We start from the raw sequence: 26,333 nt of genomic DNA on the forward strand, positions 1-26,333 counted from the left end.
AGGAGCATATTCTCCCGGAGGGGAGTTGCGGGGCGGACGGGCACGGCACATCGTCTGCGGCCATGCAGATGCATTTGTCCGTAAGGCCTTCGCCTCCGCCTCCTGACCTTGTCGCCCGCATCGCGGGCCGTGCACCTGCGAGCGCCCGACCGATGCTGTACGATGCGTTCGATCTGCAAAGCGATGTCGCCGCGCAGATGAGGGGCTGGGGCCGCCTGATCGATTCCGCCTGGACGCCCTGGGCGTCGTTCGGCCAGCCCATCGCCTGGATGTCGGCCAGCGCGCGCATGATGATGCGGGCGGGGCTGACCTTCTCCCGGCCCGCCTACGGCATCGAGACCGTGATGGTCGGCAACCGCGAGGTGGCCGTGGCGGAGGAGAAGGTCGAGGTGACGCCCTTCGGCACCCTGCTGCGCTTCCGCAAGGACATCGTGACGGAGCAGCCGAAGGTGCTGGTGGTGGCGCCCCTCTCCGGCCATTTCGCGACGCTGCTGCGGGCGACGGTGCGGACGATGCTGCCGGACCACGACGTCTACATCACGGACTGGCACAACGCCCGCGACGTGCCCCTCTCGGAGGGGCGCTTCGGCTTCGACGACTACGTCGCCCACCTCGTCGGCTTCCTGCAGACGATGGGCGAGGGCTCGCACCTCGTCGCCGTCTGCCAGCCGGCGGTGCAGGCGCTGGCCGCCGCCGCGGTGATGGCGCAGACGAAGGACGCCGCCGTGCCGCGCAGCATGACGCTGATGGCAGGGCCGGTGGATTGCCGCATCAACCCCACCGGCGTGAACGAGCTCGCCACCTCGAAGCCGATCGAGTGGTTCGAGAAGAACCTGATCTCCACGGTCCCGTCCCGCCACAAGGGCGCGGGCCGGCGGGTCTATCCGGGCTTCGTGCAGGTCTCCGCCTTCATGTCGATGAACGCCAAGCGGCACATCCAGGGCCACAACGACCTGTTCTGGCACTTCGCCAACGGCGAGGACGACAAGGCGGCGGCGATCGAGACCTTCTACGACGAGTATTTCGCCGTCCTCGACCTCGCGGCGGATTTCTACCTGGAGACGGTCAAGACCGTGTTCCAGGACTACACCCTCGCCAAGAACGAGCTGACGTGGCGGGGCGAGCCCATCGACATGCGCTCCGTGCGCAAGACCGCGCTGATGACCGTCGAGGGCGAGCGCGACGACATCTGCGCCGTCGGCCAGACCATGGCCGCCCACGACCTGTGCACCAGCCTGCCGCCCTACATGCGGACCCACCATCTCCAGGCGGGCGTCGGCCATTACGGCGTGTTCGCCGGCCGGAAGTGGGAGAACCAGATCTACCCGCAGGTGCGAAACTTCATCCAGTCGCACGCCTGAGTTGTCGCGTTGATTTGACCCGGCGTCGGGTCCGGCCCACCATGCTAGCCTTGCGGAATGGGCGCTCGGGTGCCTGGGCGGGGCGGCGGATTGGGCAGCGTGAACAGCAGCCAACGCGGTGACGAGACGGGCGGCGGGCAGGAGAGGTCCGGCGACGCCGCGCGGCTCGACCGTCTCGTCGCCCGGGCGAAGGCCGTCGTCCTGTGGGAGGCGGCGTGGCCGATCCTCTGGCGCAGCCTCGCCATCGTCCTCGCCTTCCTCGCCCTGTCCTGGGCCGGGCTGTGGCTCGACCTGTCGCCGGTCTGGCGGAAGGTGGGGCTCGCCCTCTTCGCCGCCGCCCTCGTCGCCACGCTGATCCCCCTCGCGCGCCTGCCGCGCCCCGGCCGACGGGCCGCCCTGGCGCGGCTCGACCGGGAGGCTGCGGGCCGCGACCCGATCTTCGCCCACGGCCCCGCCTCGGCCGCCGAGGACGTGCTGGCGGTCGGCGCGGCCGATCCGGGCACCCGCGCCCTGTGGGCGCTGCACCGGGCCCGGGCCGCCCGGGCCGTGGCGGCGCTGCGGGTCGGCCCTCCCAGGCCGGGCATGGTCCGCCGGGATCCCTTCGCCCTCCGCGCCGGGCTCATCGTGGCCGCGGTCGCCACCCTGTTCGTGGCCGGGCCGGAATGGCGCCAGCGCCTCGGCGCCGCCTTCGACTGGAGCACGCCGCCCGCGCCGGGCCCGAACTTCCGCATCGACGCCTGGATCGATCCGCCGCTCTACACGCGGATGCCGCCGCTGTTGATCTCCATCGGCGCGGGTGACCAGCACCTGCGCGCGCCGGTCAACTCGCAGCTCATCGTCCGCATCGCGGGGGCGGGCGAGGGCGTGCAGACCGCGCTGATGCCGGGCCGCGGCCTCGCCCCCATCCCGGGCCAGGCCCCGAGGCCGGACCTGCGCGAGGAGCGGTTCCGCGTCACGGGCGCCGCCGAACTGACGCTCAGTACCCCCGCGGGCACGCAGCGCCTCACCGTCGAGGCGATCCCCGACCACGCCCCCGAGGTGACGCTGGTCGGCGGACCGGAGGTGAACGGCCGCGGGACCTTCACCCTCACCTACCGGGCCAAGGACGATTACGGCATCGCTTCCGCCGAGGGACTGGTGGAGCCCCTGACGCCGGGGCGCTCCCTGGTGCCGCCGCCGCACATCGCCCTCGCCCTGCCAGCCGATTCGAGCGGCCAGGCGGACACGAAGTCCCTCGTGGACCTCACCGACAACCCCTGGGCCGGGGCCAGGGTGCGCTTCCACATCGCCGTGAAGGACGAGGCGGGGCAGGAGGGCGCCACGCCCGTCTCGGAGATGACGCTTCCGGGCCGTCCGTTCCGCGATCCCCTCGCCCGGTCCCTCGCCGAGGAGCGGCGACGCCTCGTCACCGAACCCGATGCTGGTCGACCGCGGGTCCAGACCGGGCTCGACGCCCTGCTCATCGCCCCGGACCTCTTCACGCCCCAGCCGGCGATCTACCTCGGCCTGCGGACCGCCGCGGGCCGCCTGCGCCGGGCGAGGACCGATGCCGACCTCACCGAGGTCGCCGACCTCCTGTGGGAGATGGCCCTCAAGATCGAGGACGGCGACCTGTCGGATGCCGAGAAGCAGCTCCGCCAGGCGCAGGACCGCCTGAAGGAGGCCATCGACCGGAACGCGCCGGACGAGGAGGTCAAGCGCCTCACGCAGGACCTCAAGCAGGCCCTCGACAAGTTCCTGAACGAGATGGCCCAGAAGCAGGGTCGCGAGCCCGGCGAGCAGAGCCAACAGCAGCGCGGCGACAATCAGAACTCGAAGACCGTCACGCCCGACGACCTCAACAAGATGATTCAGCAGATGACCGAGGCGATGCAGCGCGGCGACACCGCCGAGGCGCAGCGCCTGATGGAGCAGCTGCGCAACATCCTCGAAAACCTCCAGACGGCGCAGAAGGGCTCCCGCGGCAACGAGGCGGCCAAGCAGATGCAGCGCCAGATGCGTGATCTGGACCAGATGTCCCGGGACCAGCAGGAGCTGCGGGACGAGACGTTCAAGGAGGGGAGCGAGCCGCGCAAGGGCCAGCGTCCCTCGAACCGGGGCGAGTCGCAACAGCAGGGCCAGCGCGGTGGCCAGCCGCAGCAGCAGGGGCAGCCGAACTCCCCCGGCCAGCAAGGGCAGCAGGGCCAGCAGGGCCAGCGGCAGGGCAAGAATCAGAACGGCAGCCCCGGCGATCGCCAGCAGGCCCTGCGCGAGCGGCTTCAGGACCTCGAGCAGCGCATGAAGGAGAACGGCATGCGCGGCGAGCAGGGCCTTGCGGACGCCGAGGACGCCATGCGCGAGGCGGAGGAGGCCCTCAAGCAGGGCAACGAGGGCGACGCCGTCGATGCCCAGGGCCGCGCCCTCGACGGGCTCCAGCGCGGCGCCGAGGGCATGTCCCAGCAGATGCAGGAGATGGCCCAGGGCCCGGGCGAGGGCCAACAGGGCGAGGGCCAGCAGCCCGGCCAAGAGGGTCAGGCCGGTGCCCGCGACGACGACCCGCTCGGCCGCCCGACCCGGGGCCGGGAGATGAGCGACGGCCGGGTCCGCGTGCCCACCGCCGACGAGTCGGCCGTCCAGCGCGCCCGCCGGATCATGGAGGAGTTGCGCCGCAAACTCGGCGACCCGAGCCGCCCCCAGGAGGAGCTCGACTACTTCGAGCGGTTGCTGCGCCGGAACTGACGCGCGGGCGGTGATCGCGGGCGCAGTGCGGCGTCCCGGGGCGGTGGGCCGTTCCCGGAAGTGGCGCGTCCCTGGATTGCTTCGCTTCGCTCGCAAGGACGGCGGTGGCGTTTGTATGCACTCCCGTCACTGCGAGCGCAGCGAAGCAGCCCAGGGCGGCGGGCTGTTCTCGGAAGTGGCGTGTCCCTGGGTTGCCGCTCTGCGCGCGAGGAGGCCGGTGCCGGGTCCCGCCTCGGTCAGCCCGTGGCGTAGCCGGCGAGGTAGAGCATCAGCCCCGCCGCCGCGCAGCCGCCCAGCACCGTGGCCAAGCCCAGGCCGAACCGCAGGGTGGCCACGACGGCGACGAGCGAGAGTGCGAGGGCCGCGGGGTCGAGGCTGCCCATGACCGGCACGTCGAGGGCGAAGCCGAGGCCCCGCACGGGCTGCACCTCCCGGAAGATCGTGTGCAGGGAGAACCAGACGGCGAGGTTGAGGATCACCCCGACCACCGCTGCCGTCACCGCGTTGAGCGCGCCGACGACCCGGGCGTTGCCGCGCAGGGCCTCCGCAAAGGGTGCGGCCAGGAAGACGAACAGGAAGCAGGGCACGAAGGTGACCCAGGTGGCGAGCAGGCCGCCGAGGATGCCCGCCGTCAGCGGCGCCAACTCGCCGGAGTTGCGGTAGGCCCCCAGGAAGGCGACGAACTGCATCACCATGATGAGCGGCCCCGGCGTCGTCTCCGCGAGGCCGAGCCCGTCGAGCATCTCCCGCGGCTGGAGCCAGTGGAAGTTCTCCACCGCCTGCTGGGCCACGTAGGCCAGGGCGGCATAGGCCCCGCCGAACGTCACCACCGCCATGGTGGAGAAGAACGTCGCGATCCGCGCAAACACGTCGCCCGACCCGCGCGCCAGAAGGATCGCCCCCACCGGCACGAGCCAGAGGGTGAGGCAGAGGGCGGCGGTGCGGAAGGCGCCGCGCCGGTCCCTCGTATGGGCGGGGAGCGCATCGCCGAGCAGGCTGCCGCCCCCGGCCGGTGGCCCCGTCCCGGCGAAGGCGGCCGAACCGGCCTGCGCCGCGGCGAAGCCGATCAGCCCCGCGGCCAGCACGATGGCGGGGAAGGGCAGGGCGAACAGGAAGATGCCGAGGAACGAAGCGGCGGCCAGGGCCCATTGCGCCCGCGTCCGCAGGGCCCGGCGACCCACCCGCAGCACGGCCTGCAGCACGATCGCCAGCACGGCGGCCTTCAGCCCGAAGAACAGGGCGCCGATGGCGGGGACCTGGCCGTATAGGGCGTAGACGATGGACAGCGCCATGATCGAGACGGCGCCGGGCAGGACGAACAGCACCCCGGCGATCACCCCGCCGGCCGTCCGGTGCATCAGCCAGCCGAGATAGGTGGCGAGCTGCTGCGCCTCCGGGCCGGGGAGCAGCATGCAGACGTTGAGGGCGTGGAGGAAGCGGCCCTCATCGACCCAGCGCCGTTCCTCCACGACGATCCGGTGCATCACGGCGATCTGCCCGGCCGGGCCGCCGAACGACAGGGCGGCGATCCGCGCCCACACCACCGTCGCCTCGCGGAGGCTCACGCCGTGGTGGGGCGGGGGGACGGTCATGAGGTCGGCGGCATCCACGACGCCTCCGCCTCGACCTTGCCGAGGCAGCACTTCTTGAACTTCTTGCCGGAGCCGCAGGGGCAGGGGTCGTTGCGGCCCACATCCTTGTACGGGTTGCGCTGGGGCTCGCCGAAGCCCTCCCGGGTCCAGTCGAGGGCGGCGACGGCGTCATCGAGATAGCCGTACTGCTCCGGGGGCAGCCGCTCCCGATCCTCCGGGTGCCGCTCGGCCTCGCGCAGGGCCTCCCGGAACCAGTCCGGGTCGCTCGAGGCCGGGTCGATGCGGCCATCCTTCCGGGCGGCCTCGACCCGGGGGGCGAGGTCGCGCAGGCCGAGATAGGCGATGGACTCCTCCCAGGCGCCCCAGCCGATGTCGCCCTCCACGGCGGCCTTGGCATCGTCGAACCGCACGAGCAGCCGGTGCAGCCGCTCCCGCTCGATCCGCCCGTCGATGCACAGGAAGGTGCAGGCGTCGAGGACAGCCTGCCGGATCGCATCGTCCAGGCTGCTGTCGAGGATCAGGCGGAAGAGCGGCTCGGTCTCCCCGTCGAACAGGCTCGCCAGCACCCGCGCGAGGGTGCCCGAGACCGCATCGCCCAGCACCGCCTCCACCACCTCGAGATCCTGCCGGAGGAGGGCGAGGAGCGGGGTAAGGGCGCGGGTGTCCCGGGCCTGCGCCATGACGTGCACGCCCCAGAACAGGAGGTTCGCCTCCCGCTCGTCCAGCTCGGCCCCCGTCGCGGCCTTCTCCAGCAGCGGTAGCGCCGCCCCGGCGATGGCATCCGGATGCTCGCACGCCTTGCGCAGGGCGGCGGCCGGCAGGTGGACCGCCCCGGCCAAGTCCTCGATGAGCAGTGCCAGGGTGGTCATGCCGGCGTCAGCCTCTCAGGGTCGCGCCGGTGCGGCGGGACACCTCCGCGACGATCTTCGCGCTGACGGCCTCGATCTCCGCATCGGTGAGGGTCTTGTCCGTGGGCTGGAGGCGCACGGCGACGGCGATGGACTTCGCGCCCTCGGCCACGCCCGGCCCCTCGTAGAGGTCGAACACATCGACCCCGGCGATCAGCTTGCGCTCGGCGTTCTGGGCCGCCTTCACGACATCGCCCGCCGGCACGTCCCGGCCGACGACGAAGGCGAAGTCGCGGGTGAGCGGCTGGAACTCGGACAGGGCCAGGGCCGGCTTCGCCTTCGTCGGCCTGGGCTTGGGAAGGGGCAGGGCGTCGAGCACCAGTTCGAAGGCGACGAGGTTTCCCTTGAGGTCGAGGGCCTGCATCGTCCGCGGGTGGACTTCCCCGAACCAGCCGATCTCTGTCTTGGGCCCGAACCGCAGGGTGCCGGACCGGCCGGGGTGCAACCAAGCCGGGCCGCCGGCCGCCACCTGCAGGCCGCCGGTGGGGATGCCGAGGCTCGCGAGCAGAGCCATGGCGTCGGCCTTGGCGTCGAAGGCATCGACGCCGCGCGCCGCGCCGTCCCAGTGGCGGCCCGCGCCGAGGAGGGCGGCGGTGCCGCGCCGCACGCCGGCCGCGCGGGTGGTCTGGCCCTCGGGCTCGTCGGTGGCGAAGCACTGCCCCACCTCGAACAGGGCGGCATCGGGGTAGCCCCGGTCGGCGTTGCGCTGGGCCGCCCGCAGCAGGCCCGGCACGAGGCTCGGGCGCATGTCCGACAGGTCCGAGGCGATGGGGTTGGCGAGCCGCAGGTCCTCCCCGCCGCCGCCGAACCGCACGGCGTCGTCATGGGGGATGAACGACCACGTCACCGCCTCCATCAGGCCACGGCTGGCCAGGGCCCGCTTGGCGGTGCGGGTGCGCTTCTGCATCGGCGTGAGCAGGGGGCGGCCGACGCCCGCCGGGCGGGGGAGGGGCTTCGCCTCGATCCGGTCGAGGCCGGCGATGCGGATCACCTCCTCCACGAGGTCGGCCTTGCCCTCGATGTCCGGGCGCCAGGAGGGGGGCAGCACCGTCACCCGGTCGCCCGTGCCGGAAACGCGGAAGCCCAGCGCCTCCAGCGTCCCCTTCATCTCGGGCGTGGGCAGGTCGAGCCCCGCGAGGCGGCGCACCTCGGTCCAGGGGAAATCGATGGTCCGCTCCGTCGCGGGGGGCTCGCCCGTCACGCTCGCCTCGGTGGCGGTCCCGCCGCAGAGGTCGAGGACGAGGCGCGTGGCGAGATCGAGGCCCGGCAGGGTGGAGAGCGGATCCACGCCCCGCTCGAACCGGTAGCGGGCATCGGTGACGATCCCGAGCCGCCGCCCGCTCTGGGCGATGTTGGCCGGGTCCCACAGGGCCGACTCGATCAGCACGTCGGTCGTGCCTTCGTCGCAGCCCGACGCCTCGCCGCCCATGATGCCGGCGATCGACTCGACGCCGGCCTCGTCGGCGATCACCACCGTATCGTCGGTGAGCGCGTGCGTCTTCCCGTCGAGGGCCAGCAGGGTCTCCCCCGCCCGCGCCCGGCGGAGGGTGAGCGCGCCCTTCACCTTGGCCGCGTCGAAGACGTGGAGCGGACGGCCCCGGTCGAAGGTGACGTAGTTGGTGATGTCCACCAGGGCGTTGATCGGCCGGAGGCCGATGGCCCGCAGGCGCGCCTGCATCCAGGCCGGCGACGGGCCGTTCTTCACCCCGCGCACGAGGCGCAGGGCGAACATCGGGCACAGCCCGGCCTCCTCCGCCGCGAAGTCGCGGACGACCGGCACGGGGCAGGGGCCTTCGCCCTGGATCTGCGTCGCGGTCTCGCGCTTCAGGACGCCCACGCCCGCCGCCGCGAGGTCCCGGGCGATGCCGTGGATCGAGGTGCAGTCCGGCCGGTTCGGGGTGAGGTTGATCTCGATGACCGGGTCGTCCAGCCCGGCGAAGGCGGCGTAGGGCGTGCCGGCGGGTGCCTCGGTCGTCAGGTCGATGATGCCGTCATGGTCCTCGCCGAGGCCGAGTTCGGCCGCCGAGCAGAGCATGCCCCGGCTCTCGACGCCGCGGATGGTGCCCACCGACAGGGTGATGTTCTTGCCCGGCACGTAGGTGCCCGGCGGCGCGAACACCGTGCGCATCCCCGCCCGGGCGTTCGGCGCGCCGCAGACCACCTGCACGGGCGCGCCCTCGCCGACATCGACGGAGCAGACCCGCAGCCGGTCGGCGTTCGGGTGCTGCTCGGCGGTGAGGACATGGGCGATGACGTAAGGCCTCAGCGTCGCCGCCTTGTCCTCGATTCCCTCGACCTCCAGGCCGATGCGGGTGAGCGCTTCGGCGACGGTGTCGAGGGACGCCTCGGTCTCGAGGTGATCCTTGAGCCAGGAGAGGGTGAATTTCATGGAAGCCGAGCGTGGAGGATGGGTTAGCGTGTCTTCGCGATGAGGAGGATCGCGAGTTTGAGGCGATCTTGGGCGGGAAGGCCCTCGATCATGTCGACGATCCGTCGCGCGTCAGCAATAAGGCTGAGCGCCCAATCGCGGCTGACGGGCATGGCCGGAGTCCTGTAGTCGGATTCGTGTCGCGCCTCCTGCAGGTCTTTGAAGAGCGTGCCGATCTGCAAGATGGCGGGCGAGATGGTGGCTGCGTCCTTGCCGGTCAGGCGATTCCGGGCCGCTCCATGGTCGAGAAGGCGGTAGACGGGCTCTAGCAGTTCGGTCGGTTTCGTCCATATTTTGAGCTCGTCGGCGCAGACGTAGCAGAGTTCGTGGAACACCGCATAGTAGGCGCTGCTCACGGCCCGACGCATGGCCGCTTTGCGCAAGTTCAGCCTGCCTTTTTGCGCGACGAGAAGTTCGGCGACTTCGAGCAGATCTGGAACCAGCGGGTTCTTCAAACCCGCCATTACGGCGTCTCCGCCTCGTCGTCCCCGAGGATCTCGTCCCCTGGGAAGTGCTTGCGCACATAGGGAAACCGATCCTCATCGAGATCGAGCAGCCGTTGTCTCAGTTCCGCATGCGCCCTTGATGTATCAGCGACATCGCGCGGGTCGACCCCCGGCTTGAGATAGAGGGCCACAAAGAACGACGGATCGCCGTAATGATCCCGCCCAAGCTCGACATCGAGGTGGTCGAAACGATCCGGTCCCAGGGCCCTTGAGAAGATATCGCGGGCCACATCCCGCACGTCGGTCTGCTTCAACATCTCCCGTCTCCTGAGCTGGATAGCTGGCTCAGTAAATCACCCCGTCAGCCCGCCCACCAGACTCGGCACGTCGAGGGGCCGGAAGCCGTAATGGTCCAGCCAGCGGACATCCGCCTCGAAGAACGGCCGCAGGTCCGGCATCCCGTATTTGAGCATGGCGATGCGATCGAGGCCGACGCCGAAGGCGAAGCCCTGCACCACGTCCGGGTCCAGCCCGCAATTGCGCAGCACGTTGGGGTGAACCATCCCGCAGCCGAGGATCTCCAGCCAGTCGGTGCCCTCGCCGAAGCGGATCTCGCCGCCCTTGCGCGAGCACTGGATGTCCACCTCTGCCGACGGTTCTGTGAAGGGGAAGAACGACGGGCGGAAGCGCATCTTCACCGCATCGACCTCGAAGAACGCGCGGCAGAACTCCTCCAGCACCCACTTGAGCGTGGCGATGTTGGCCGCCGTGTCGATCACCAGCCCCTCGACCTGATGGAACATCGGCGTGTGGGTCTGGTCCGAATCGTGCCGGTAGGTGCGCCCGGGGATGATCACCCGGATCGGCGGCTGCTGGCTCCGCATGGTGCGGATCTGGACCGGGGAGGTGTGGGTGCGCAGCACCTTGCGCTTGCCGTTCGCGTCGGGCGCCAGGAAGAACGTGTCGTGCATCTCCCGCGCCGGGTGGCCGGGCGGGAAGTTGAGGGCGGTGAAGTTCAGCTCGTCCGTCTCGATGTCCGGCCCTTCGGCCACCGCGAAGCCCATGTCGGCGAAGATCGCGGTGACCTCGTCGATCACTTGGCTGATCGGGTGGATGCGCCCGCGGGCCTCCGGCGCCTCGCGGGTCGGCAGGGTGACGTCCACCCGCTCGGAGGCGAGGCGCGCCTCCAGGGCCGCCTCGCCGAGGTCGGTCTTGCGGGCCGTGAGCGCCGCCGAGACCCGGTCGCGCAGGCCGTTGATGAGGGGGCCGCGGGCCTTGCGCTCGTCCGGCGTCATGGCGCCGAGGGTCTTCAGCAGGTCCGAGACGCTGCCTTTCTTGCCCAGCGCGGCCACGCGCACGGCGTCGAGGGCGCCCTCGTCGGGGGCCGCGGACACCTGGGCCAGGAGATCGCGTTCGAGGCTGTCGAGATCGGTCATCGCTTCATTCGGATCGCGCGGGCCACGCCGCCGACGGATGTGCTTTTGCGCGCCCTTTGCGATCGCGCAACCCGTGCGCACGCAAATTCAGCGCACGGCCTGACACGACGAAGGCGCGGCGCCCCTGGGGCACCGCGCCTTCCGTCAGCTCATCGGGGAAGGCGCCCTCAGGCGGCCTTCTTCTCCGGCTCGGCCGGGATGGCGGCCTTGACCTTCTCCACCACGGCGGCGAAGGCGGCTGGCTCGTGGATGGCGAGCTCGGACAGGGCCTTGCGGTCCACCACGATCCCGGACTTCGCCAGGGCGTTGATGAAGCGCGAGTAGGTCAGGCCGTGCTCGCGGACCGCCGCGTTGAGGCGCTGGATCCACAGGGCGCGGAACGTGCGCTTCTTATTCTTCCGGTCGCGATAGGCATACTGCATGCCCTTCTCGACCGCCTGCTTGGCGATCCGGATGGTATTCTTGCGCCGGCCGTAATAGCCCTTGGCGGCCTTCAGGACTTTCTTGTGCTTCGCGTGACTGGTCACGCCGCGTTTGACGCGGGCCATCGGTGATCTCCTGGATTATGACTGAAACAGAATCGGCGTGCGTGAAGGCCTACCGTGCGTTCGGCAGGAAGTACTTCTTCACGTTGGCGGCATCACCCTCGAACATGGTGGTCGTGCCGCGCAGGTTGCGGATCTGCTTCGTCGTCCGCTTGATCATCCCATGGCGCTTGCCGGCCTGGGCGTACATCACCTTGCCGGTGCCGGTGATTTTGAAGCGCTTCTTCGCGCCCGATTTGGTCTTCAGCTTGGGCATTTGGCTCTCCGTGGTGCGCGGAACGCAAAGCCGGCCCGCGAGGACCGGGGTGTGTTTGCGCGATGATGCTTCTGAAGGAGCAGCATGAACCGCCACGGCAGCCCTTGATCGGCCGGGCGGTTCAACGCGGGGTGGCTTATGGCAGAAACCGCCCGATCCGGCAACGGCTTCGTGACATCGCGCGGATTGCAAGCGCACTCGCGGTCACGGGGGGATGCCGGGGAAAGCGGGGACGGGGCGCCCGCATGGGTCACAGGGCCGTGACGGACCAGGGCCGAGGAACCATAACCTTGGCTTTCCGTTTCATTCATGTCCCGCTCAGGCCGACGTCGGTAGAGACGCCGCAAAGTCGGTCACGCAAGGAGACACTTCGTGCGCATTGCTCAGATTGCTCCGCTCTCGGAGGCGGTCCCCCCGAAGTTCTACGGCGGCACCGAGCGCGTCGTGAGCTGGATCACGGAGGAGCTGGTCCGCCAGGGCCACGACGTAACGCTGTTCGCGAGCGGTGACTCGGAGACCTCGGCCAAGCTCGCCGCCTGCACCCCGGAAGGCCTGCGCCTGCTCGGCTACCGCGACCATACCGCGAGCCACCTGGCGATGCTGCATCAGGTCCACCGCCGGGCGCACGAGTTCGATGTCCTGCACTTCCACATCGACCTGCTACAGTACCCGATGTTCGAGGACATGAACCACAAGTGCATCACCACGATGCACGGCCGCCTCGACGTGCCGGACTTCATGCCGGTCTACCGCACCTTCACGGGCATGCCCCTGGTGTCGATCTCCGACAACCAGCGCCTGCCGATGCCGCCGAACGTCAACTGGCTGTCGACGATCCATCACGGCCTGCCGGCCCAGAACTGCCCGTACTATCCCGAGGCGAAGGGCGGCTACCTCGCCTTCCTCGGGCGCATCTCCCCCGAGAAGCGCCCCGACCGCGCCATCGAGATGGCGATCCGTTCGGGCACGCCCATCAAGATCGCCGCCAAGGTCGACAAGGCAGACCAGGATTACTGGAACGAGGTGATCGAGCCCATGATCCACCACCCGCTGGTGGAGTTCATCGGTGAGATCAACGAGGAGCAGAAGAAGGACTTCCTGGGCAACGCCCTGGCGCTCGCCTTCCCGATCGACTGGCCGGAGCCCTTCGGCCTCGTGATGATCGAGGCGATGTCCGCCGGCACGCCGGTGATCGCGTTCCGCAACGGCTCCGTGCCCGAGGTGATCGCCGACGGCGTCAGCGGCGTGCTCTGCGACGACATGGACGATGCCGTCGCCGCGGTCGCCAAGGTGAAGGCCATGAGCCGCGCCGGCGTGCGGCGCCACTTCGAGGGCGGCTTCACCGCCGAGCGGATGGTGCAGAAGTACGTGGCGGCCTACGAGGAGCTGCTGTCCCGTTCGGCCGACGTGATCCGGCTGCCGAAGGCGACCTTCAAGCCGGTTCCGTCGGACATCAACGGCTCCTCGCGCCCGGCGATGCCGGCCGCCGCCTTCCCGGCCTGAGCCGGTTTTTCGGGCGGCATCGGGCTTGCGAGGGACCGGCCGCCCGGCCTAGCGTCGCGAAAGCGACTCATCCGACTGCTTGAGACAGGGCCGCCGCATCGAGGCCGATGCGGCGGCCCTCTCGATTCGTCACGACACGCACCCGGAGATGCCTGCATGGCGGCAAAGACTGACCTCGCGACGGACGACGCGGCCGGAGCCGCCGGGTCCGGCCAAACGGCCTCCCCCCTCGGGCGGGGCTTCCTGGATGCGGACGAGGTTCTGCCGACCTACCACATCGAGGCGCAGACCTCCCTGGTCGAGCGCCCGCTGCGCTCCCTCAAGTTCGGCGAGGCCTTCGGCGTCCTCGATTCCTACGGCGACATCGGCGTGCAGCCGGGGCCGGAGGGGCTGTACTTCCAGGACACGCGCTACCTCTCGCGCCTGGAGGTGAAGGTCGAGGACCAGCGCCCCCTCATGCTGTCCTCCGTGATGCAGGACGACAACGGCGCGCTCAGCGTCGACATGACGACCCCCGACATCCGCCTCGACGCCCATGACGAGACCTCGCTCCCCCGGGAGACGGTGGCGATCGAGCGCACCAAGTTCCTGTTCCGCGGCGCCTGCTACGACCGGATCGGCCTGCGTTCCTACGACACCAAGCACCGCCGCCTGCGCATCTCGGTGGCCTTCGATGCCGATTACCGCGACCTGTTCGAGGTGCGCGGCACCGACCGGAAGGAGCGCGGCAAGCGCGGCGTGCTGGTGGCCGGCCCCGCCGAGGTGCAGTTCCGCTATGTCGGGCTGGACGACGTGGTGCGCACCACCAGCCTGCATTTCGGGCCGAAGCCCACGGTGCTGGAGCCTGGCCGGGCCGAGTTCGAGATCTCGCTCTCGCCGGGGGCGCAGACCTCGGTGTTCATCCGCGTGGTGTTCGAATCGCACCGCGCCTTCACCAAGCCCCCGTCCGAAACCATGATCGGCGAGGATGCCGCCGCGCGGCTCACGCTGGTGGCGAACGGCGGCGGCTCCCCCCGCCACGCGAAGGGTCTCGGCGAGGGCATGATCTTCGCCCGGGCCTACCGCGATTCCCGGCGCGACCTGCGCACGCTCACCGCCGGCATCACCACGATCATCTCCTCGAACGACCAGTTCAACGAGGGGCTCTGCCGCGCCACCGCCGACCTCTACATGCTGGCGAGCCGCACGCCGGAGGGCATCTACCCCTTCGCCGGCATTCCCTGGTACTCCACCGTATTCGGCCGCGACGGCATCATCACCGCGATGATGGCCCTGTGGATCGACCCGAAGTTCGGCCGGGGCGTCCTGCGCTACCTCGCCGCCACCCAGGCGAAGGCAGTCGATCCCGCCGCCGACGCCCAACCCGGCAAGGTCCTGCACGAGACCCGGCGCGGCGAGATGGCGATGCTCGGCGAGGTGCCGTTCCGCCACTATTACGGCACCATCGACGGCACGCCGCTGTTCGTGATGCTGGCCTGGGAATACTACCTCGTCTCCGGCGACCTTCAGACGATCAAGGACATCTGGCCCGCCCTCGAACTGGCGCTCGCCTGGATGGACCAGTACGGCGACCGGGACGGCGACGGGTTCGTGGAATATGCCCGCGACACCGAGAAGGGCCTGGAGAACCAGGGCTGGAAGGACAGCCACGATTCGATCTTCCACACCGACGGGCATCTGGCCAAGGGGCCCATCGCCCTGTGCGAGGTGCAGGGCTACGTCTACGCCGCCAAGAACGGCATGGGGCGCCTGGCCGCCCTCCTCGGCCACGACGCCCTGGCAGAGCGCCTGTCCGGCGAGGCGCAGGATCTGCGCGAGAAGTTCGATGCCGCCTTCTGGAACGAGGAGATCGGCACCTACGCCCTCGCCCTCGACGGCGCCAAGAAGCAGTGCGCCGTGCGCTCGTCCAACGCCGGCCATGCCCTGTTCACCGGCATCGCCAAGCCCGAGCGGGCGGAGCGGGTGGCGCAGACCCTGCTGAGCAACGACGGGTTCAACGGCTGGGGCGTGCGCACCATCGCCAAGGGCGAGGCGCGCTACAACCCGATGTCGTACCACAACGGCTCGATCTGGCCGCACGACAACGCGCTGATCGCGATGGGGCTGGCCCGCTACGACCGCAAGGCCGAGGCGGCGCGGATCTTCCAGGGGATGTTCGACACCTCCCTCTACCAGGACCAGAAGCGCCTGCCGGAGCTGTTCTGCGGCTTCATGCGGCGGCCGCAGCGGGGGCCGGTCTCCTACCCTGTGGCGTGCAGCCCGCAGGCCTGGGCGGCGGCGGCGCCCTTCGCCTTCCTGGCGGCCTGCCTCGGCCTGGAGCTCGACCACGACCGCAACCGGGTGCTCCTGAAGAACCCGATCCTGCCGGACTTCCTCGACGGCGTGACGCTCTACAACGTCAAGCTTCGGGATTCGCGCCTCGACCTGCGCTTCCAATGCTACGACGGCGACGTGACGGTGAGCGTCCTGCGCCGCCACGGCGACGCGCAGGTGGTGGTGACGAAGTAGGGGGCGCGACCCGACCTCTCCCTCCCCCCTCTGCGGGGGGAGGGCACTTGCCCGAGCCACCTGAAGCCCCCGCGATGACCCCACCCCCCACCGCCCTCGACCTCGCCCAGGCCCTGATCCGCTGCCCCTCCGTCACCCCGGAGGATGCCGGCGCGCTCGGTGTCGTGGCGCAGGCGCTGGAGGCTGCGGGTTTCACCGTCGCGCGGCCGGTCTTCTCGGAGGCCGGACAGCCCGACACGCCGAACCTGTTCGCGCGGATCGGGCGCGCGGGACCCTGCCTCGCCTTCGCCGGCCATACGGACGTGGTGCCGGTGGGCGATGCCGCCGCGTGGCGGCACGACCCGTTCGGAGCCACCGTCGATGGCGGGATGCTCTACGGCCGGGGCGCGGCCGACATGAAGGGCGGCGTCGCCTGCATGATGGCCGCGGCCTTGGCCTTCGTCGCGCGGCGGGGGCCGGACTTTCCCGGCTCCATCGCCTTCCTCGTCACCGGGGACGAGGAGGGGCCGGCGGTGAACGGCACCGTCAAGCTCCTCGAATGGGCGCGGGCGCGGGGCGAGCGGTTCGACCATTGCCTGCTCGGGGAGCCCACCAACCCGGCCCGCCTCGGCGACATGATCAAGATCGGCCGGCGGGGTTCGCTCACCGGCAAGCTGACGGTGCTCGGCCGGCAGGGGCACGTCGCCTACCCGCACAAGGCCGAGAACCCGATCCCCGGCCTGCTGCGCCTGACCACGGCGCTCATCGCCGAGCCGCTGGACGGCGGCACCGCGCATTTCGATGCCTCGAACCTCGAATTCACGACGATCGACGTCGGCAACACCGCCACGAACGTGATTCCCGCCACCGCGCGGGCGACATTCAACATCCGCTTCAACGACGATTGGACGGCCGACAGCCTCGGCGCCGAGATCCGCCAGCGGCTGGAGAAGGCCGCCGGCAACGCGGTGCGCTACCTCCTCGACCTCCAGCCCTCGAACTCGCCGGCCTTCCTCACCGAGCCGGACGCCTTCGTCGGCCTCGTCTCGGAGGCGATCCATGCCGAGACCGGCCTGACGCCGGTGCTGTCCACCACCGGCGGCACCTCGGACGCGCGCTTCATCAAGGATGTCTGCCCGGTGATCGAATTCGGCCTCGTGGGCGAGACGATGCATCAGGTCGATGAGTGCGTCGCGGTGGCCGACATCGCCCGGCTCACGGCGATCTACGGCCGGGTGCTGGACGCCTATTTCCCGTAGGACGCGCCGTCGTCGCCACCCGCCGCGTCGGCGCGGGCGCAGCGAAGCGATCCGGGGCCGCGGAGGGTTCCCAAGCGTGGCGGATTCCTACTCGTAATCCACCCCGACGAACGTCAAGCCCGCGGCCGGCGCCAGCGGGCCGCAGCGGGTCTTGTCGCCCGTCCTGAGGATGTCGGCCACGTCGTCCGCCGTGAGCCGGCGGCAACCGGCCAGCATCAGCGTGCCGACCATCGCCCGCACCTGATGGTGCAGGAACGAGCGGGCGCAGGTCTCGATCACGATCTCCCCGTGCAGCCCCATCCATTGATGGGTCACGTCGAGCCGTTCGAGGGTCCGCATCGGGCTCTTCGCCTGGCATTCGGCGGCACGGAAGGCGGTGAAGTCGTGCAGGCCGAGCAGCCGCTGCGCGGCCTCGTGCATCGGCTCGGGATCGAGGGGCCAGGGCACCTGCCAGACATGGGCGCGGGTCAGCGCCGCCGGGCTGCGCCGGTTGAGGATGTGGTAGCGGTAATGCCGCCGGATCGCCGAATGGCGGGCGTCGAAGCTCTCGGGCACCAGGGCGGCCGAGAGGATCGCCACCGGAAGCGGGCGCAGGTGGGCGTTGAGGGCGTCGCGCACGGTGTCGGTCCGCCATGCCTTGGCGAGGTCGAGATGCGCCACCTGATGGGTGGCGTGGACCCCCGCATCCGTACGCCCGGCGCAGGTAAGGCGGGCGCCCTCGCCGCAGAAGCGCGTGACGGCCGCCTCGATGGCGCCCTGCACGGTCTGCGCGTCGGCCTGACGCTGCCAGCCGCTGAACGGGCCGCCGTCGTATTCGATGACGAGCTTGTAGCGGGGCATCTCAGGACCGGACGGTCGCTCTTTCCCCCCTCTCGCCGGGGGACCCTCCCCGGCAGACGGGGGAGGGGGTGGCCGTGGCGATCCTCATCCGAGCCTCGCCCCCGGGGCGAGACGGGCCCCGCGGACGAACTCCGCCCCCGATGCGCTGCCGCCCTTGCCGGCCCGCCGCAGTTCGGTGAGCCGCACGGCGCCCGTGCCGCAGGCGATGGTGCCGTCCCCGTCGAGGAGGGTGCCGGGCTCGCCCGCGCCCCCGGCAGGGAGGGCGCGCAGGACCTTCACCCGCTCCGCCCCCTTGCCGAGGTCGGCCTCAAGGAAGGCGCCCGGGAACGGGGAGAGCCCGTTGATGTGCGCGGCGACGGCGGCGGCGTCCCCCGACCAGTCGATCCGCGCCTCCTCGTTGGTGATCTTGTGGGCGTAGACGACGCCCTCGGCCGGCTGTGGGGTGAAGGTGAGCGCACCGCCGTCCAGCGCCGCCAGCGCCTCGGCCATCAGCCCGGCGCCCAAAGGCATCAGCGCGTCGTGCAATTCGCTCGCCGTCATGCCCGGCGTGATCGGCACGCGAGCCTCCCGGGCGACGGGGCCGGTGTCGAGCCCGGCCTCCATCCGCATCACCCCGACGCCGCTCTCCGCATCGCCCGCCATCACCGCGCGCTGGATCGGCGCCGCGCCGCGCCAGCGCGGCAGCAGCGAGCCGTGGAGATTCAGGCACCCGTGGCGGGGCAGGTCGAGGATCGCCTGCGGCAGCAGCATCCCGTAGGCCACCACCACCGCCACGTCGGCGCCGTGCCCGGCGAAGGTCTCGGCGGCGTCGGGCGTGCGCAGGGTCGAGGGGGTCAGGACCGGCACGCCGAGGCTGTCGGCCAGCGCGTGGACCGGGGAGGGCCGCAGGCTCATCCCGCGGCCGGCGCGGGCGGGGGCGCGGGTGTAGACGGCGGCGATCGTGTGACCGTCCGCCGCCAGCCGCGCCAGGGTCGGCACCGCGAAGTCCGGGGTGCCCATGAAGACGACGCGCATGGCCGGGTCAGGCCGCGTCGCGCTTGGCCGCCTTGGCGAACTTCTTCGTCACCCGGTCACGCTTCAGCTTCGACAGGTGGTCGATGAACAGCACGCCGTTCAGATGGTCGATCTCGTGCTGGATGCAGGTGGCGAGCAGGCCGTCGGCCTCGATCTCCCGCGCGGCGCCATCGAGGTCGCGGAACTTCACCCGCACCCGGTCGGGCCGCTCGACCTCGGCGTAGTATTCCGGGATCGACAGGCAGCCCTCGTCGTAGACGCGCATCTCCTCGGAGGCCCAGACGATCTCCGGATCGATGAAGACCCGGGGCTCCCGGGCGTTGTCGTCCTTGGAGGTGTCGATGGTGACGATGCGCTTGGCCACGCCGATCTGGATCGCCGCGAGGCCGACGCCCGGCGCGTCGTACATCGTCTCGAACATGTCGGCGACGAGGGTGCGGATCTCGGCTGTGACGGGCCCGACCGGCTCGGAGACGAGCTTCAGCTGAGGGTCGGGCAGGATCACGAGCGGGCGGATGGTCATGGCGTCTACCGGGAGGGGCGCTGACGGGCGCCTTATTCAGTCCTGGCAATATGGCGATGCCCGGAAGTGGTCAAATTCCGGATCGCGGCGCGGCGCCCTTATCGCCCGCGATGGCCGCGATGGCCGCGGTGCGCCCCTAGAACGCCGTGCGGCTGCGGATGGCGGCGGAGAGGGTGCCCTCGTCGAGGTAGTCGAGCTCACCGCCCACCGGCACCCCGTGGGCGAGGCGCGTGATCTTGCGGTCGAGGTGGCGGATCGCCTCCGTCACGTAATGGGCGGTGGTTTGCCCGTCGACGGTGGCGTTCAGCGCCAGGATCACCTCGCTCACCACCGGGTCCGCCGCCCGCTCGACCAGCCGGGCGATGTTGAGGTGCTCCGGCCGCACCCCGTCGAGGGCGGAGAGCACCCCGCCGAGGACGTGGTAGCGCGCCTTCACCGCCCCGGAGCGCTCCAGCGCCCAGAGGTCGGACACGTCCTCCACCACCACCAGCGTCGTCGGATCGCGTCCGGGGTCGCGGCAGACGGTGCAGGGATCCGAGGTGTCGACATTCCCGCACTGGGCGCACACGACGATGCGCTCGCAGGCGATCCGCATGGCCTCGGCGAGCGGCGCCAGGAGGGTGTCGCGCTTCTTGATGAGCTGGAGCGCGGCCCGGCGGGCGGAGCGCGGGCCGAGGCCCGGCATGCGCCCGAGGAGCTGGATCAGGCGCTCGATCTCCGGGCCGGCGACGGCTTGGGGCATCGGGTCTCGTCGGTTCGGGGCGGCTCCGCTGGGGCTCGGGCGGCTTCGGCCGTTGGTCTAGAACGCTCCCGGCCCGAGGGGAAGCCGGTGCCGTGCGGGGACGCGCATGGGACTATATCCCGCGTCAATCGTGAGAGTTGGCGCATTTTGTAATGGTCTTGGCAAGTGCGACCGTGTTCAGGTTACTGGCGGATTGCTGTGCTTGATTTTATGAAGCTGCGGTGTGGTGTGTGTATTCGAGGCTGAGGCTGCGTTGCGATTGCCCCACCGGGGTCATATCGACGGCGATGCCTCGCCGTCGTCGCAGCGGGGGCCGGTCGGTGGCGGGTTGGCGCGGATGGATCCTGCGGGATCGCGCACAGTCTCTCCGGCCAATCGGAATGGCTTTGCCGTTCGCCTTCGAGGTCACGCCGCGCGCAGGTGCCCGGGAGATTCGCAGTTGAACAATATCGGTGATCACAACGCGGCCCATGGCGCCGAAGCGGCGGGTTTCCGCGAGCTCAAGGCCGTCCACTGGAACTTCGAGGCCCCCCGGCTCTACGAGGAGGCGCTGACCCGCAAGGAGGGCGAGCTGGCCCGCGGCGGCGCCCTGGTGGCCACCACCGGCAGCCATACCGGCCGCTCCCCCAAGGACAAGTTCGTGGTGCGCGATGCCGCCACCGAAAACGAGGTCTGGTGGGACAACAACGGCGCGATCACGGCCGAGCAGTTCGACACCCTGCGGCAGGATTTCCTGAAGCACGCCGAGGGCAAGGAGCTGTTCGCCCAGGACCTCTACGGCGGCGCCGATCCGGCCCACCGGGTGAAGGCCCGCGTCTTCACCGAGTTCGCGTGGCACTCCCTGTTCATCCGCAACCTGCTGATCCGGCCGGACCGATCGGAGATCGCCGGCTACGTCCCGGACCTGACCATCATCGACCTGCCGAGCTTCCAGGCCGACCCGGCCCGGCACGGCTGCCGCTCCAAGACCGTCATCGCCATCGACTTCTCGAAGAAGCTCGTGCTCATCGGCGGCTCCGCCTACGCGGGCGAGATGAAGAAGTCGGTCTTCACCTATCTGAACTACATCCTGCCCGGCCAGGGCGTGATGCCGATGCATTGCTCGGCCAACGCGGCACTGGACGCCGAGGGCGGCTCGGCGATCTTCTTTGGCCTCTCCGGCACCGGCAAGACCACCCTGTCGAACGACTCGTCGCGCCAGCTGCTGGGTGACGACGAGCACGGCTGGTCGAACGAGGGTATCTTCAACTTCGAGGGCGGCTGCTACGCCAAGACCATCCGCCTCTCGCGGAACGCCGAGCCCGAGATCTACGCCACCACCGAGCGCTTCGGCACGGTGATGGAGAACGTCGTCATCGACCCGCTGTCCCGCGTGCCGGACTTCGACGACGCCTCGCGCACCGAGAACACCCGCTGCGCCTACCCGCTCGACTTCATCGCCAACGCCAGCAGCACCGGCCGGGCCGGGCATCCGAAGAACATCGTGATGCTCACCTGCGACGCCTTCGGCGTGATGCCGCCGATCGCCAAGCTCACCGGCGCCGAGGCGATGTATCACTTCCTCTCCGGCTACACCGCGAAGGTGGCGGGCACCGAGCGCGGGCTGACCGGGCCGGAGGCGACCTTCTCCACCTGCTTCGGCGCCCCGTTCATGCCGCGGCACCCGAGCACCTACGGCAACCTGCTGCGCGACCTCATCGCCAAGCACAGCGTCGATTGCTGGCTCGTCAACACCGGCTGGACCGGCGGCGGCGTCGGCACCGGCCGTCGCATGCCGATCCGCGTCACCCGCCGCCTGCTGGCGGCGGCGCTGGACGGCTCCCTCTCCTCGGCCGAGTTCCGGCGCGATCCGTATTTCGGCTTCGCGGTGCCGGTCTTCGTGCCGGGGGTCGAGCCGCACATCCTGCAGCCGGTGAAGACCTGGGCGAACAAGAGCGCCTTCGTGGAGACGGCGGCCCGGCTCGTGAAGATGTTCGAGGACAACTTCAAGCGCTTCGACGCCCATGTCGACGCCGATGTCCGCGCCGCCGGCCCGAGCGCCCAGGCCATCGCCGCCTGACGACGCGCCACGCCCACCCCGCCCCCTCCCCACACGGGGAGGGGGCGCACACCGCGCCGCGCGGGGACCCGGTCCTGGTTACAGCGGCGGCGATCTAGAGGGCGTCCAACGCCGCTTCCAGATCCGGCACGGACAGCGAGAAATCCCGGCGGGCGATCGTGTCCTCCCGGTCGCTCCACCGGCCGTGGACCGCCGCGTAGGGGTGTCCGCACACCGCGGCGAGGTCCCAGAAGAACGGGTCGGTCCAGCCGCGGTCGGGCGCGATGTACAGGATCCGCGCCTGGGGCGGGCAGAAGATCGTGTTCACCATCGCCGCGCCGGCGAGGCCGACCACGACCCGCGCCCTCGCGAACTTCACGATCTGCTGGCGCGGGCTGTACCGCTCGGGGTCGATCACCTCGAAGCCGCGCCTCTCCACCGCCGACACGACGTCGCTGCGGTTGACGAGGGTGCGGCCCCTGGCCCCCGAACGGTCCACGAACAGGCGACGGCCGCTCCCCGGCGAGGTGATGCGGCGCAGGGCGGACTCCGCCCGGGCGACACGCGTCTGGCGCAGCAGGCGGGTCCGCACGGCGGCGACCGCCTCGGGCGACTTGCCGTAGGGCTGCTGGCTGCAGGGGGTGGCGAAGTACAGGCGGGGGACCGCGTAGACCCGTTCGCGGTCGTAGAACACGGCCCGCCACCCCTCGTCGGCCCCGAGATAGAGGGCGATCATCCGGCGCCGGACCTCGTCCATGTGCGCGCCGTAGGCGGGCAGGAGGATCGTGATCGTCCGCCCCGGGTGGAGCCGCCGCAGCACGAAGAACCCCTCGAGCCGGGGCAGGTCGTCCACCAGCCAGTGGCCGTAGTTGAACGAGCCGACCGAGCACAGGAGGAAATACAGCCCGTCCGCGGCGAGGTGCTCGTCCACCCGGTCGCCGTCGAGGCCGATGGCCTCGATCATCTTCAGGTCGCTGAGCCGGTGCGTCTCGTAGAGCACCCGCACGGCGCCGTTTTCGCGGTAGTGCAGGACGTTGCCGCCGAGGCGCAGGTCGGTCGTCTCGCACAGGACGGTCGGCGGAAAGCGCCGGTAGGTCTCGTCCAGCTCACCGAACCAGTCGGCGAGCGCCCGGAGACCCGGCCCGTCGGGGCCGGTCAGCCGGCGCGGGGCCGGCCGGCGATAGGAATAGGCCGGGAACAGGGTCGCCACCGCGCGGGTCCGGGGGCAGACCCGGGACAGCATGGCCCCGTAGAGATCCGCCGCGCCGGGAAAGCTCGCCTGCGCCCCTGCCGCCGTCTCCGCACAGGAGAAGACGAGGCAGTCCGGGTCGAGCCCCGTGGCCAGCCGCGCGGCCGGACGAGCGGTCGGCGAATCCGAGGCGCCCATGGGGTCGCGACGGGGCGGCCGCTAGAACGGCAGCTTCATGCCGGGGGGCAGGGGCAGGCCCTTGGTGAGTTCGGCCATGCGCTCCTGCATCACCTGCTCGGCCTTGCCCCGGGCGTCGTTGCAGGCGGCGACGATCAGGTCCTCCAGGATCTCGCGCTCGTCCGCCACCATCAGCGTGGGATCGATGCCGACCCGGCGCAGCTGGCCCTTGGCCGTCATCGTCACCCGCACCGATCCGCCGCCCGAGGCGCCCTCGACCTCGACGGTGTCGAGCTCGGCCTGCATCCCGGCCATCTTCTCCTGCATGGCCTGAGCCTGCTTCATGATGCCCATCAGGTCGCGCATGCGGGAAACCTCATCTCGGTGTCTGGTTGCCTCGAAGCCGGCGGGGCTGCGCCCCCGGGCTCCTTCGAATGATCCGCGCCGGCCCGGTTACAGGTCGTCGCCTTCCGCGTCCTCGGCCCGGGCCGCATCCGCATCCCCGAGGATCTCCTCCTCGGCGGTGGCACGGGCGTCCGACGCCGTCTCCCGGACGTCCACGATCTCCGCGCCCGGAAACCGCGACAGCGCCTCGCGGACGAAGGGGTCCGCGGCGGCGTTCTCCCGCCGCGTCTCGGTCGCGGCGCGGACGTCCTCGGCCAGCGTCGGCGCTCCCTCCTCCTGCGAGAGGGAGACGATCCAGCGGCGGCCGGTCCAGGCGGTGAGCGCGGCCGACAGGTCGGTGGCGAGGCTCGGGCGCCCCCCGGCCGCCAGCCGCACCTCGATCCGCCCTTCCTCGAACCGCACGAGGTGGACGTCGCGCTCCATGGCCGCCTTGAGCAGGATGTCCCGCCGGGACTCGGCCAGGGCCACCACATCCTCGAACCGTTGGAGCCGCGGGCCCGCCGCGGCGGCCGGTGCCGGGCTCCGGGCTGGGGGGGCGGGCCGCAGGGGGGCGGGCGCCGCCTGCGCCCGCGCCTGCGCGGCCATCACCTGCGCCGGGGCGGCGGCGGGGGCGGCTTGGCTCAGGATCGGCCGTGGCGCGTGCGCGACGCTGCCCGGGTCGTTCGTCGGCGCCGGCATGGTGATCGCCTGCCGCGGTTCGGCCCCGCCGCCCGACGCGCCCTCGTCCCGCAGCCGGCGGAGGGCCTCGTCGGGGGTCGGCAGGTCGGCGGCATAGGCGAGGCGGACGATGGCCATCTCCGCGGCGGCGAGCGGCCGGGGGGCGGTCTGCACCTCGGGGATCGCCTTCAGCAGGATCTGCCACGCCCGCGACAGGGCCCGCATCGACAACCGGCTCGCATAATCCGCCCCGCGGACGCGCTCGGTCTCGCTGAGTGTGGGGTCGGCGGCGGCCTCGGGGACGATCTTCAGGCGGGTGACGAGGTGGGTGAAGGCCGCGAGGTCGACCATCACCACGGCGGGGTCCGCACCGGAATCGTACTGCGCCCGCAACTCGGCGAAGGCGGCGGGCACCGCCCCGCGCATCACGGCCTCGAACAGGTCCACGATCCGGGCGCGGTCGGCGAGCCCCAGCATGTCGCGCACGCCCTGCGCCGAGACGGTGCCGGCCCCGTGGGCGATGGCCTGATCGAGGAGGGAGAGCGAGTCGCGCACCGAGCCTTCCGCCGCGCGCACCAGGGCGCCCAGGGCCTCGTCCTCGACGCCCACGCCCTCGGCGGCGCAGATCCGGGCGAGGTGGGCGCGCAGCGACGGCGCCTCCACCCGCCGCAGGTCGAACCGCTGGCAGCGCGACAGGATCGTCACCGGGACCTTGCGGATCTCCGTGGTGGCGAACACGAACTTCGCGTGGGGCGGCGGCTCCTCCAGGGTCTTCAGGAAGGCGTTGAACGCCTTCTCCGAGAGCATGTGGACCTCGTCCACGATGTAGACCTTGTACCGGGCCGAGACCGGCCCGTAGCGGATCCCGTCGATGATCGCGCGCACGTCGTCGATGCCGGTATGGGAGGCGGCGTCCATCTCCAGCACGTCCATGTGCCGGGATTCCATGATGGCTGCGCAATGGATGCCGAGTTCCGGCATGTCCACGGTCGGCCCGGTATCGGGCGCGCCGGCCAGGGCGTAGTTCAGGCCCCGGGCGAGGATGCGGGCGGTGGTCGTCTTGCCGACGCCGCGCACGCCGGTCAGCATCCAGGCCTGGGGGATGCGCTTGGCGGTGAAGGCGTTGCCCAGCGTCCGGACCATGGCCTCCTGGCCGATCAGGTCGCCGAAATGCGTGGGGCGGTACTTGCGCGCCAGGACCCGGTAGGGCGCCGGCTGCGACGCGGGGGCAGCGAAGCCGGGGAGCCCCGGCTCGTCGTCCGGCGTGCCGGTCGAAGCGTCCATGACGTGTCGGGTCCGGGTGCCGCGCCCTGAATCGGAGGTGGGAGGCTGGACAGAGACCCGCTCGGTCTCGTTAGGGCTGCTTCCTTCCGGACCTGACCCGGTTGGCGAGTGAAACGTCCCCCGCCAACCCCCCGCCGGCTATATGGCCGGCTCGCCCGGCGAACGCAAGCGCGGGAGGCCCCATTCGCGCCTGCGCCCCAGCCGCTATGGTCGTTGCAAGCGGAGCGAAGCAATCCAGGGCGGCGCGAGGGTGTGAGGCGTCCCGCTTCCCTGGGTCGCTTCGCTGCGCTCGCGATGACGGGGGGACATCGTGAGACGGCGGCGCCCGGACGCCACCGCCCTCCGTCGAGCCGCCTGCGTCGTTGCGAGGGGAGCGAAGCAATCCAGGGCGGAGCTATGGTGTGAGGCGGCCCGCTTCCCTGGGTCGCTCAGCTGCGCTCGCGATGACGGGGCGGCGCATCGGGAAACGTCGGCTCCCGGTGTGTCCACTCCCTTCTCCAGTCGTCTACGTCCTTTCGGGATACG

The 26,333-nt window shown here is 70.9% G+C and carries 21 protein-coding genes and 1 other RNA gene; 6 read left to right on the forward strand and 16 right to left on the reverse strand.

Annotation, left to right across the window (positions count from 1 at the left end; translation table 11 throughout):
* Positions 1-152 precede the first annotated feature (152 nt).
* Both MKK53_RS19120 and MKK53_RS19125 read left to right on the forward strand, forming a co-directional pair.
* Positions 153-1,361, forward strand: coding sequence for a polyhydroxyalkanoate depolymerase (locus MKK53_RS19120; RefSeq protein WP_243930297.1), 1,209 nt, complete (start codon positions 153-155; stop codon positions 1,359-1,361).
* A gap of 57 nt (positions 1,362-1,418) precedes the next feature.
* Positions 1,419-4,079 (forward strand): TIGR02302 family protein, encoded by a 2,661-nt coding sequence (locus tag MKK53_RS19125; RefSeq protein WP_409564371.1) that lies wholly within the window; start codon positions 1,419-1,421, stop codon positions 4,077-4,079.
* Between the two features lie 236 nt (positions 4,080-4,315).
* On the opposite strand, the gene chrA is transcribed toward MKK53_RS19125, so the two are convergent.
* The 8 genes from chrA to rpmI all read right to left on the reverse strand — a co-directional run bounded on the left by chrA (position 4,316) and on the right by rpmI (position 11,690).
* The gene (gene chrA / locus MKK53_RS19130; RefSeq protein ID WP_409564372.1) at positions 4,316-5,689 is read right to left on the reverse strand and encodes a chromate efflux transporter; all 1,374 of its coding nucleotides are present in this window, start codon (positions 5,687-5,689) and stop codon (positions 4,316-4,318) included.
* Complete coding sequence (locus MKK53_RS19135; protein WP_243930300.1) at positions 5,668-6,540, reverse strand: DUF1186 domain-containing protein; 873 nt, start codon at positions 6,538-6,540, stop codon at positions 5,668-5,670. Before MKK53_RS19135 ends, chrA begins: the two co-directional genes overlap by 22 nt.
* Before the next feature lie 7 nt (positions 6,541-6,547).
* Positions 6,548-8,968 carry a phenylalanine--tRNA ligase subunit beta gene (gene pheT / locus MKK53_RS19140; RefSeq protein ID WP_243930301.1) on the reverse strand — a complete coding sequence of 807 codons (2,421 nt, stop codon included), beginning with the start codon at positions 8,966-8,968 and terminating at the stop codon, positions 6,548-6,550.
* Positions 8,969-8,991: 23 nt separating this feature from the next.
* Positions 8,992-9,471 carry a hypothetical protein gene (locus MKK53_RS19145; RefSeq protein WP_243930302.1) on the reverse strand — a complete coding sequence of 160 codons (480 nt, stop codon included), beginning with the start codon at positions 9,469-9,471 and terminating at the stop codon, positions 8,992-8,994.
* On the reverse strand, positions 9,471-9,770 hold the full coding sequence (locus MKK53_RS19150) for a hypothetical protein (protein WP_243930303.1): 300 nt from the start codon (positions 9,768-9,770) through the stop codon (positions 9,471-9,473). Before MKK53_RS19150 ends, MKK53_RS19145 begins: the two co-directional genes overlap by 1 nt.
* A 36-nt stretch (positions 9,771-9,806) precedes the next feature.
* Entirely contained in the window at positions 9,807-10,889 is a 1,083-nt protein-coding gene (pheS, locus tag MKK53_RS19155) for a phenylalanine--tRNA ligase subunit alpha (RefSeq protein ID WP_243930304.1), read from the reverse strand.
* A gap of 167 nt (positions 10,890-11,056) precedes the next feature.
* Positions 11,057-11,437, reverse strand: coding sequence for a 50S ribosomal protein L20 (gene rplT, locus MKK53_RS19160; protein WP_243930305.1), 381 nt, complete (start codon positions 11,435-11,437; stop codon positions 11,057-11,059).
* Between the two features lie 49 nt (positions 11,438-11,486).
* Positions 11,487-11,690: a 50S ribosomal protein L35 gene (gene rpmI, locus MKK53_RS19165; RefSeq protein ID WP_243924925.1), complete on the reverse strand. Its 204-nt coding sequence runs from the start codon at positions 11,688-11,690 to the stop codon at positions 11,487-11,489.
* 372 nt (positions 11,691-12,062) lie between these two features.
* Between rpmI and MKK53_RS19170 the strand changes: the two genes are divergently transcribed.
* The 3 genes from MKK53_RS19170 to dapE all read left to right on the forward strand — a co-directional run bounded on the left by MKK53_RS19170 (position 12,063) and on the right by dapE (position 16,939).
* On the forward strand, positions 12,063-13,193 hold the full coding sequence (locus MKK53_RS19170; protein ID WP_243930306.1) for a glycosyltransferase family 4 protein: 1,131 nt from the start codon (positions 12,063-12,065) through the stop codon (positions 13,191-13,193).
* A 156-nt stretch (positions 13,194-13,349) separates the two neighbouring features.
* A complete protein-coding gene (locus MKK53_RS19175; protein WP_243930308.1) occupies positions 13,350-15,701 on the forward strand; it encodes a glycogen debranching N-terminal domain-containing protein in 2,352 nt (783 codons plus the stop codon).
* 74 nt (positions 15,702-15,775) lie between these two features.
* Positions 15,776-16,939, forward strand: coding sequence for a succinyl-diaminopimelate desuccinylase (dapE, locus tag MKK53_RS19180; RefSeq protein ID WP_243930310.1), 1,164 nt, complete (start codon positions 15,776-15,778; stop codon positions 16,937-16,939).
* An 87-nt stretch (positions 16,940-17,026) separates the two neighbouring features.
* Here dapE and truA read toward each other — a convergent pair whose 3' ends face one another.
* The 4 genes from truA to recR all read right to left on the reverse strand — a co-directional run bounded on the left by truA (position 17,027) and on the right by recR (position 20,058).
* Entirely contained in the window at positions 17,027-17,779 is a 753-nt protein-coding gene (gene truA, locus MKK53_RS19185) for a tRNA pseudouridine(38-40) synthase TruA (RefSeq protein WP_243930312.1), read from the reverse strand.
* An 84-nt stretch (positions 17,780-17,863) separates the two neighbouring features.
* Positions 17,864-18,793, reverse strand: a complete 930-nt coding sequence (gene fmt / locus MKK53_RS19190) for a methionyl-tRNA formyltransferase (protein ID WP_243930314.1) — start codon at positions 18,791-18,793, stop codon at positions 17,864-17,866.
* Positions 18,794-18,800: 7 nt separating this feature from the next.
* On the reverse strand, positions 18,801-19,316 hold the full coding sequence (gene def, locus MKK53_RS19195) for a peptide deformylase (protein WP_243930316.1): 516 nt from the start codon (positions 19,314-19,316) through the stop codon (positions 18,801-18,803).
* A 136-nt stretch (positions 19,317-19,452) separates the two neighbouring features.
* On the reverse strand, positions 19,453-20,058 hold the full coding sequence (recR, locus tag MKK53_RS19200; RefSeq protein WP_243930318.1) for a recombination mediator RecR: 606 nt from the start codon (positions 20,056-20,058) through the stop codon (positions 19,453-19,455).
* 439 nt (positions 20,059-20,497) lie between these two features.
* Between recR and MKK53_RS19205 the strand changes: the two genes are divergently transcribed.
* Positions 20,498-22,117, forward strand: a complete 1,620-nt coding sequence (locus tag MKK53_RS19205; protein WP_243930320.1) for a phosphoenolpyruvate carboxykinase — start codon at positions 20,498-20,500, stop codon at positions 22,115-22,117.
* 94 nt (positions 22,118-22,211) lie between these two features.
* Here MKK53_RS19205 and MKK53_RS19210 read toward each other — a convergent pair whose 3' ends face one another.
* The 4 genes from MKK53_RS19210 to ffs all read right to left on the reverse strand — a co-directional run bounded on the left by MKK53_RS19210 (position 22,212) and on the right by ffs (position 25,942).
* Positions 22,212-23,483, reverse strand: a complete 1,272-nt coding sequence (locus tag MKK53_RS19210; protein ID WP_243930322.1) for a glycosyltransferase family 61 protein — start codon at positions 23,481-23,483, stop codon at positions 22,212-22,214.
* Between the two features lie 21 nt (positions 23,484-23,504).
* Entirely contained in the window at positions 23,505-23,828 is a 324-nt protein-coding gene (locus tag MKK53_RS19215) for a YbaB/EbfC family nucleoid-associated protein (RefSeq protein ID WP_243930324.1), read from the reverse strand.
* An 87-nt stretch (positions 23,829-23,915) separates the two neighbouring features.
* Positions 23,916-25,808 (reverse strand): DNA polymerase III subunit gamma/tau, encoded by a 1,893-nt coding sequence (locus MKK53_RS19220; RefSeq protein WP_243930326.1) that lies wholly within the window; start codon positions 25,806-25,808, stop codon positions 23,916-23,918.
* 35 nt (positions 25,809-25,843) lie between these two features.
* Positions 25,844-25,942: signal recognition particle sRNA small type (ffs, locus tag MKK53_RS19225), an RNA gene on the reverse strand.
* Between the last annotated feature and the right edge of the window lie 391 nt (positions 25,943-26,333).

The sequence above is a fragment of the Methylobacterium sp. J-076 genome, from assembly GCF_022829405.1.
GTDB lineage: Bacteria > Pseudomonadota > Alphaproteobacteria > Rhizobiales > Beijerinckiaceae > Methylobacterium.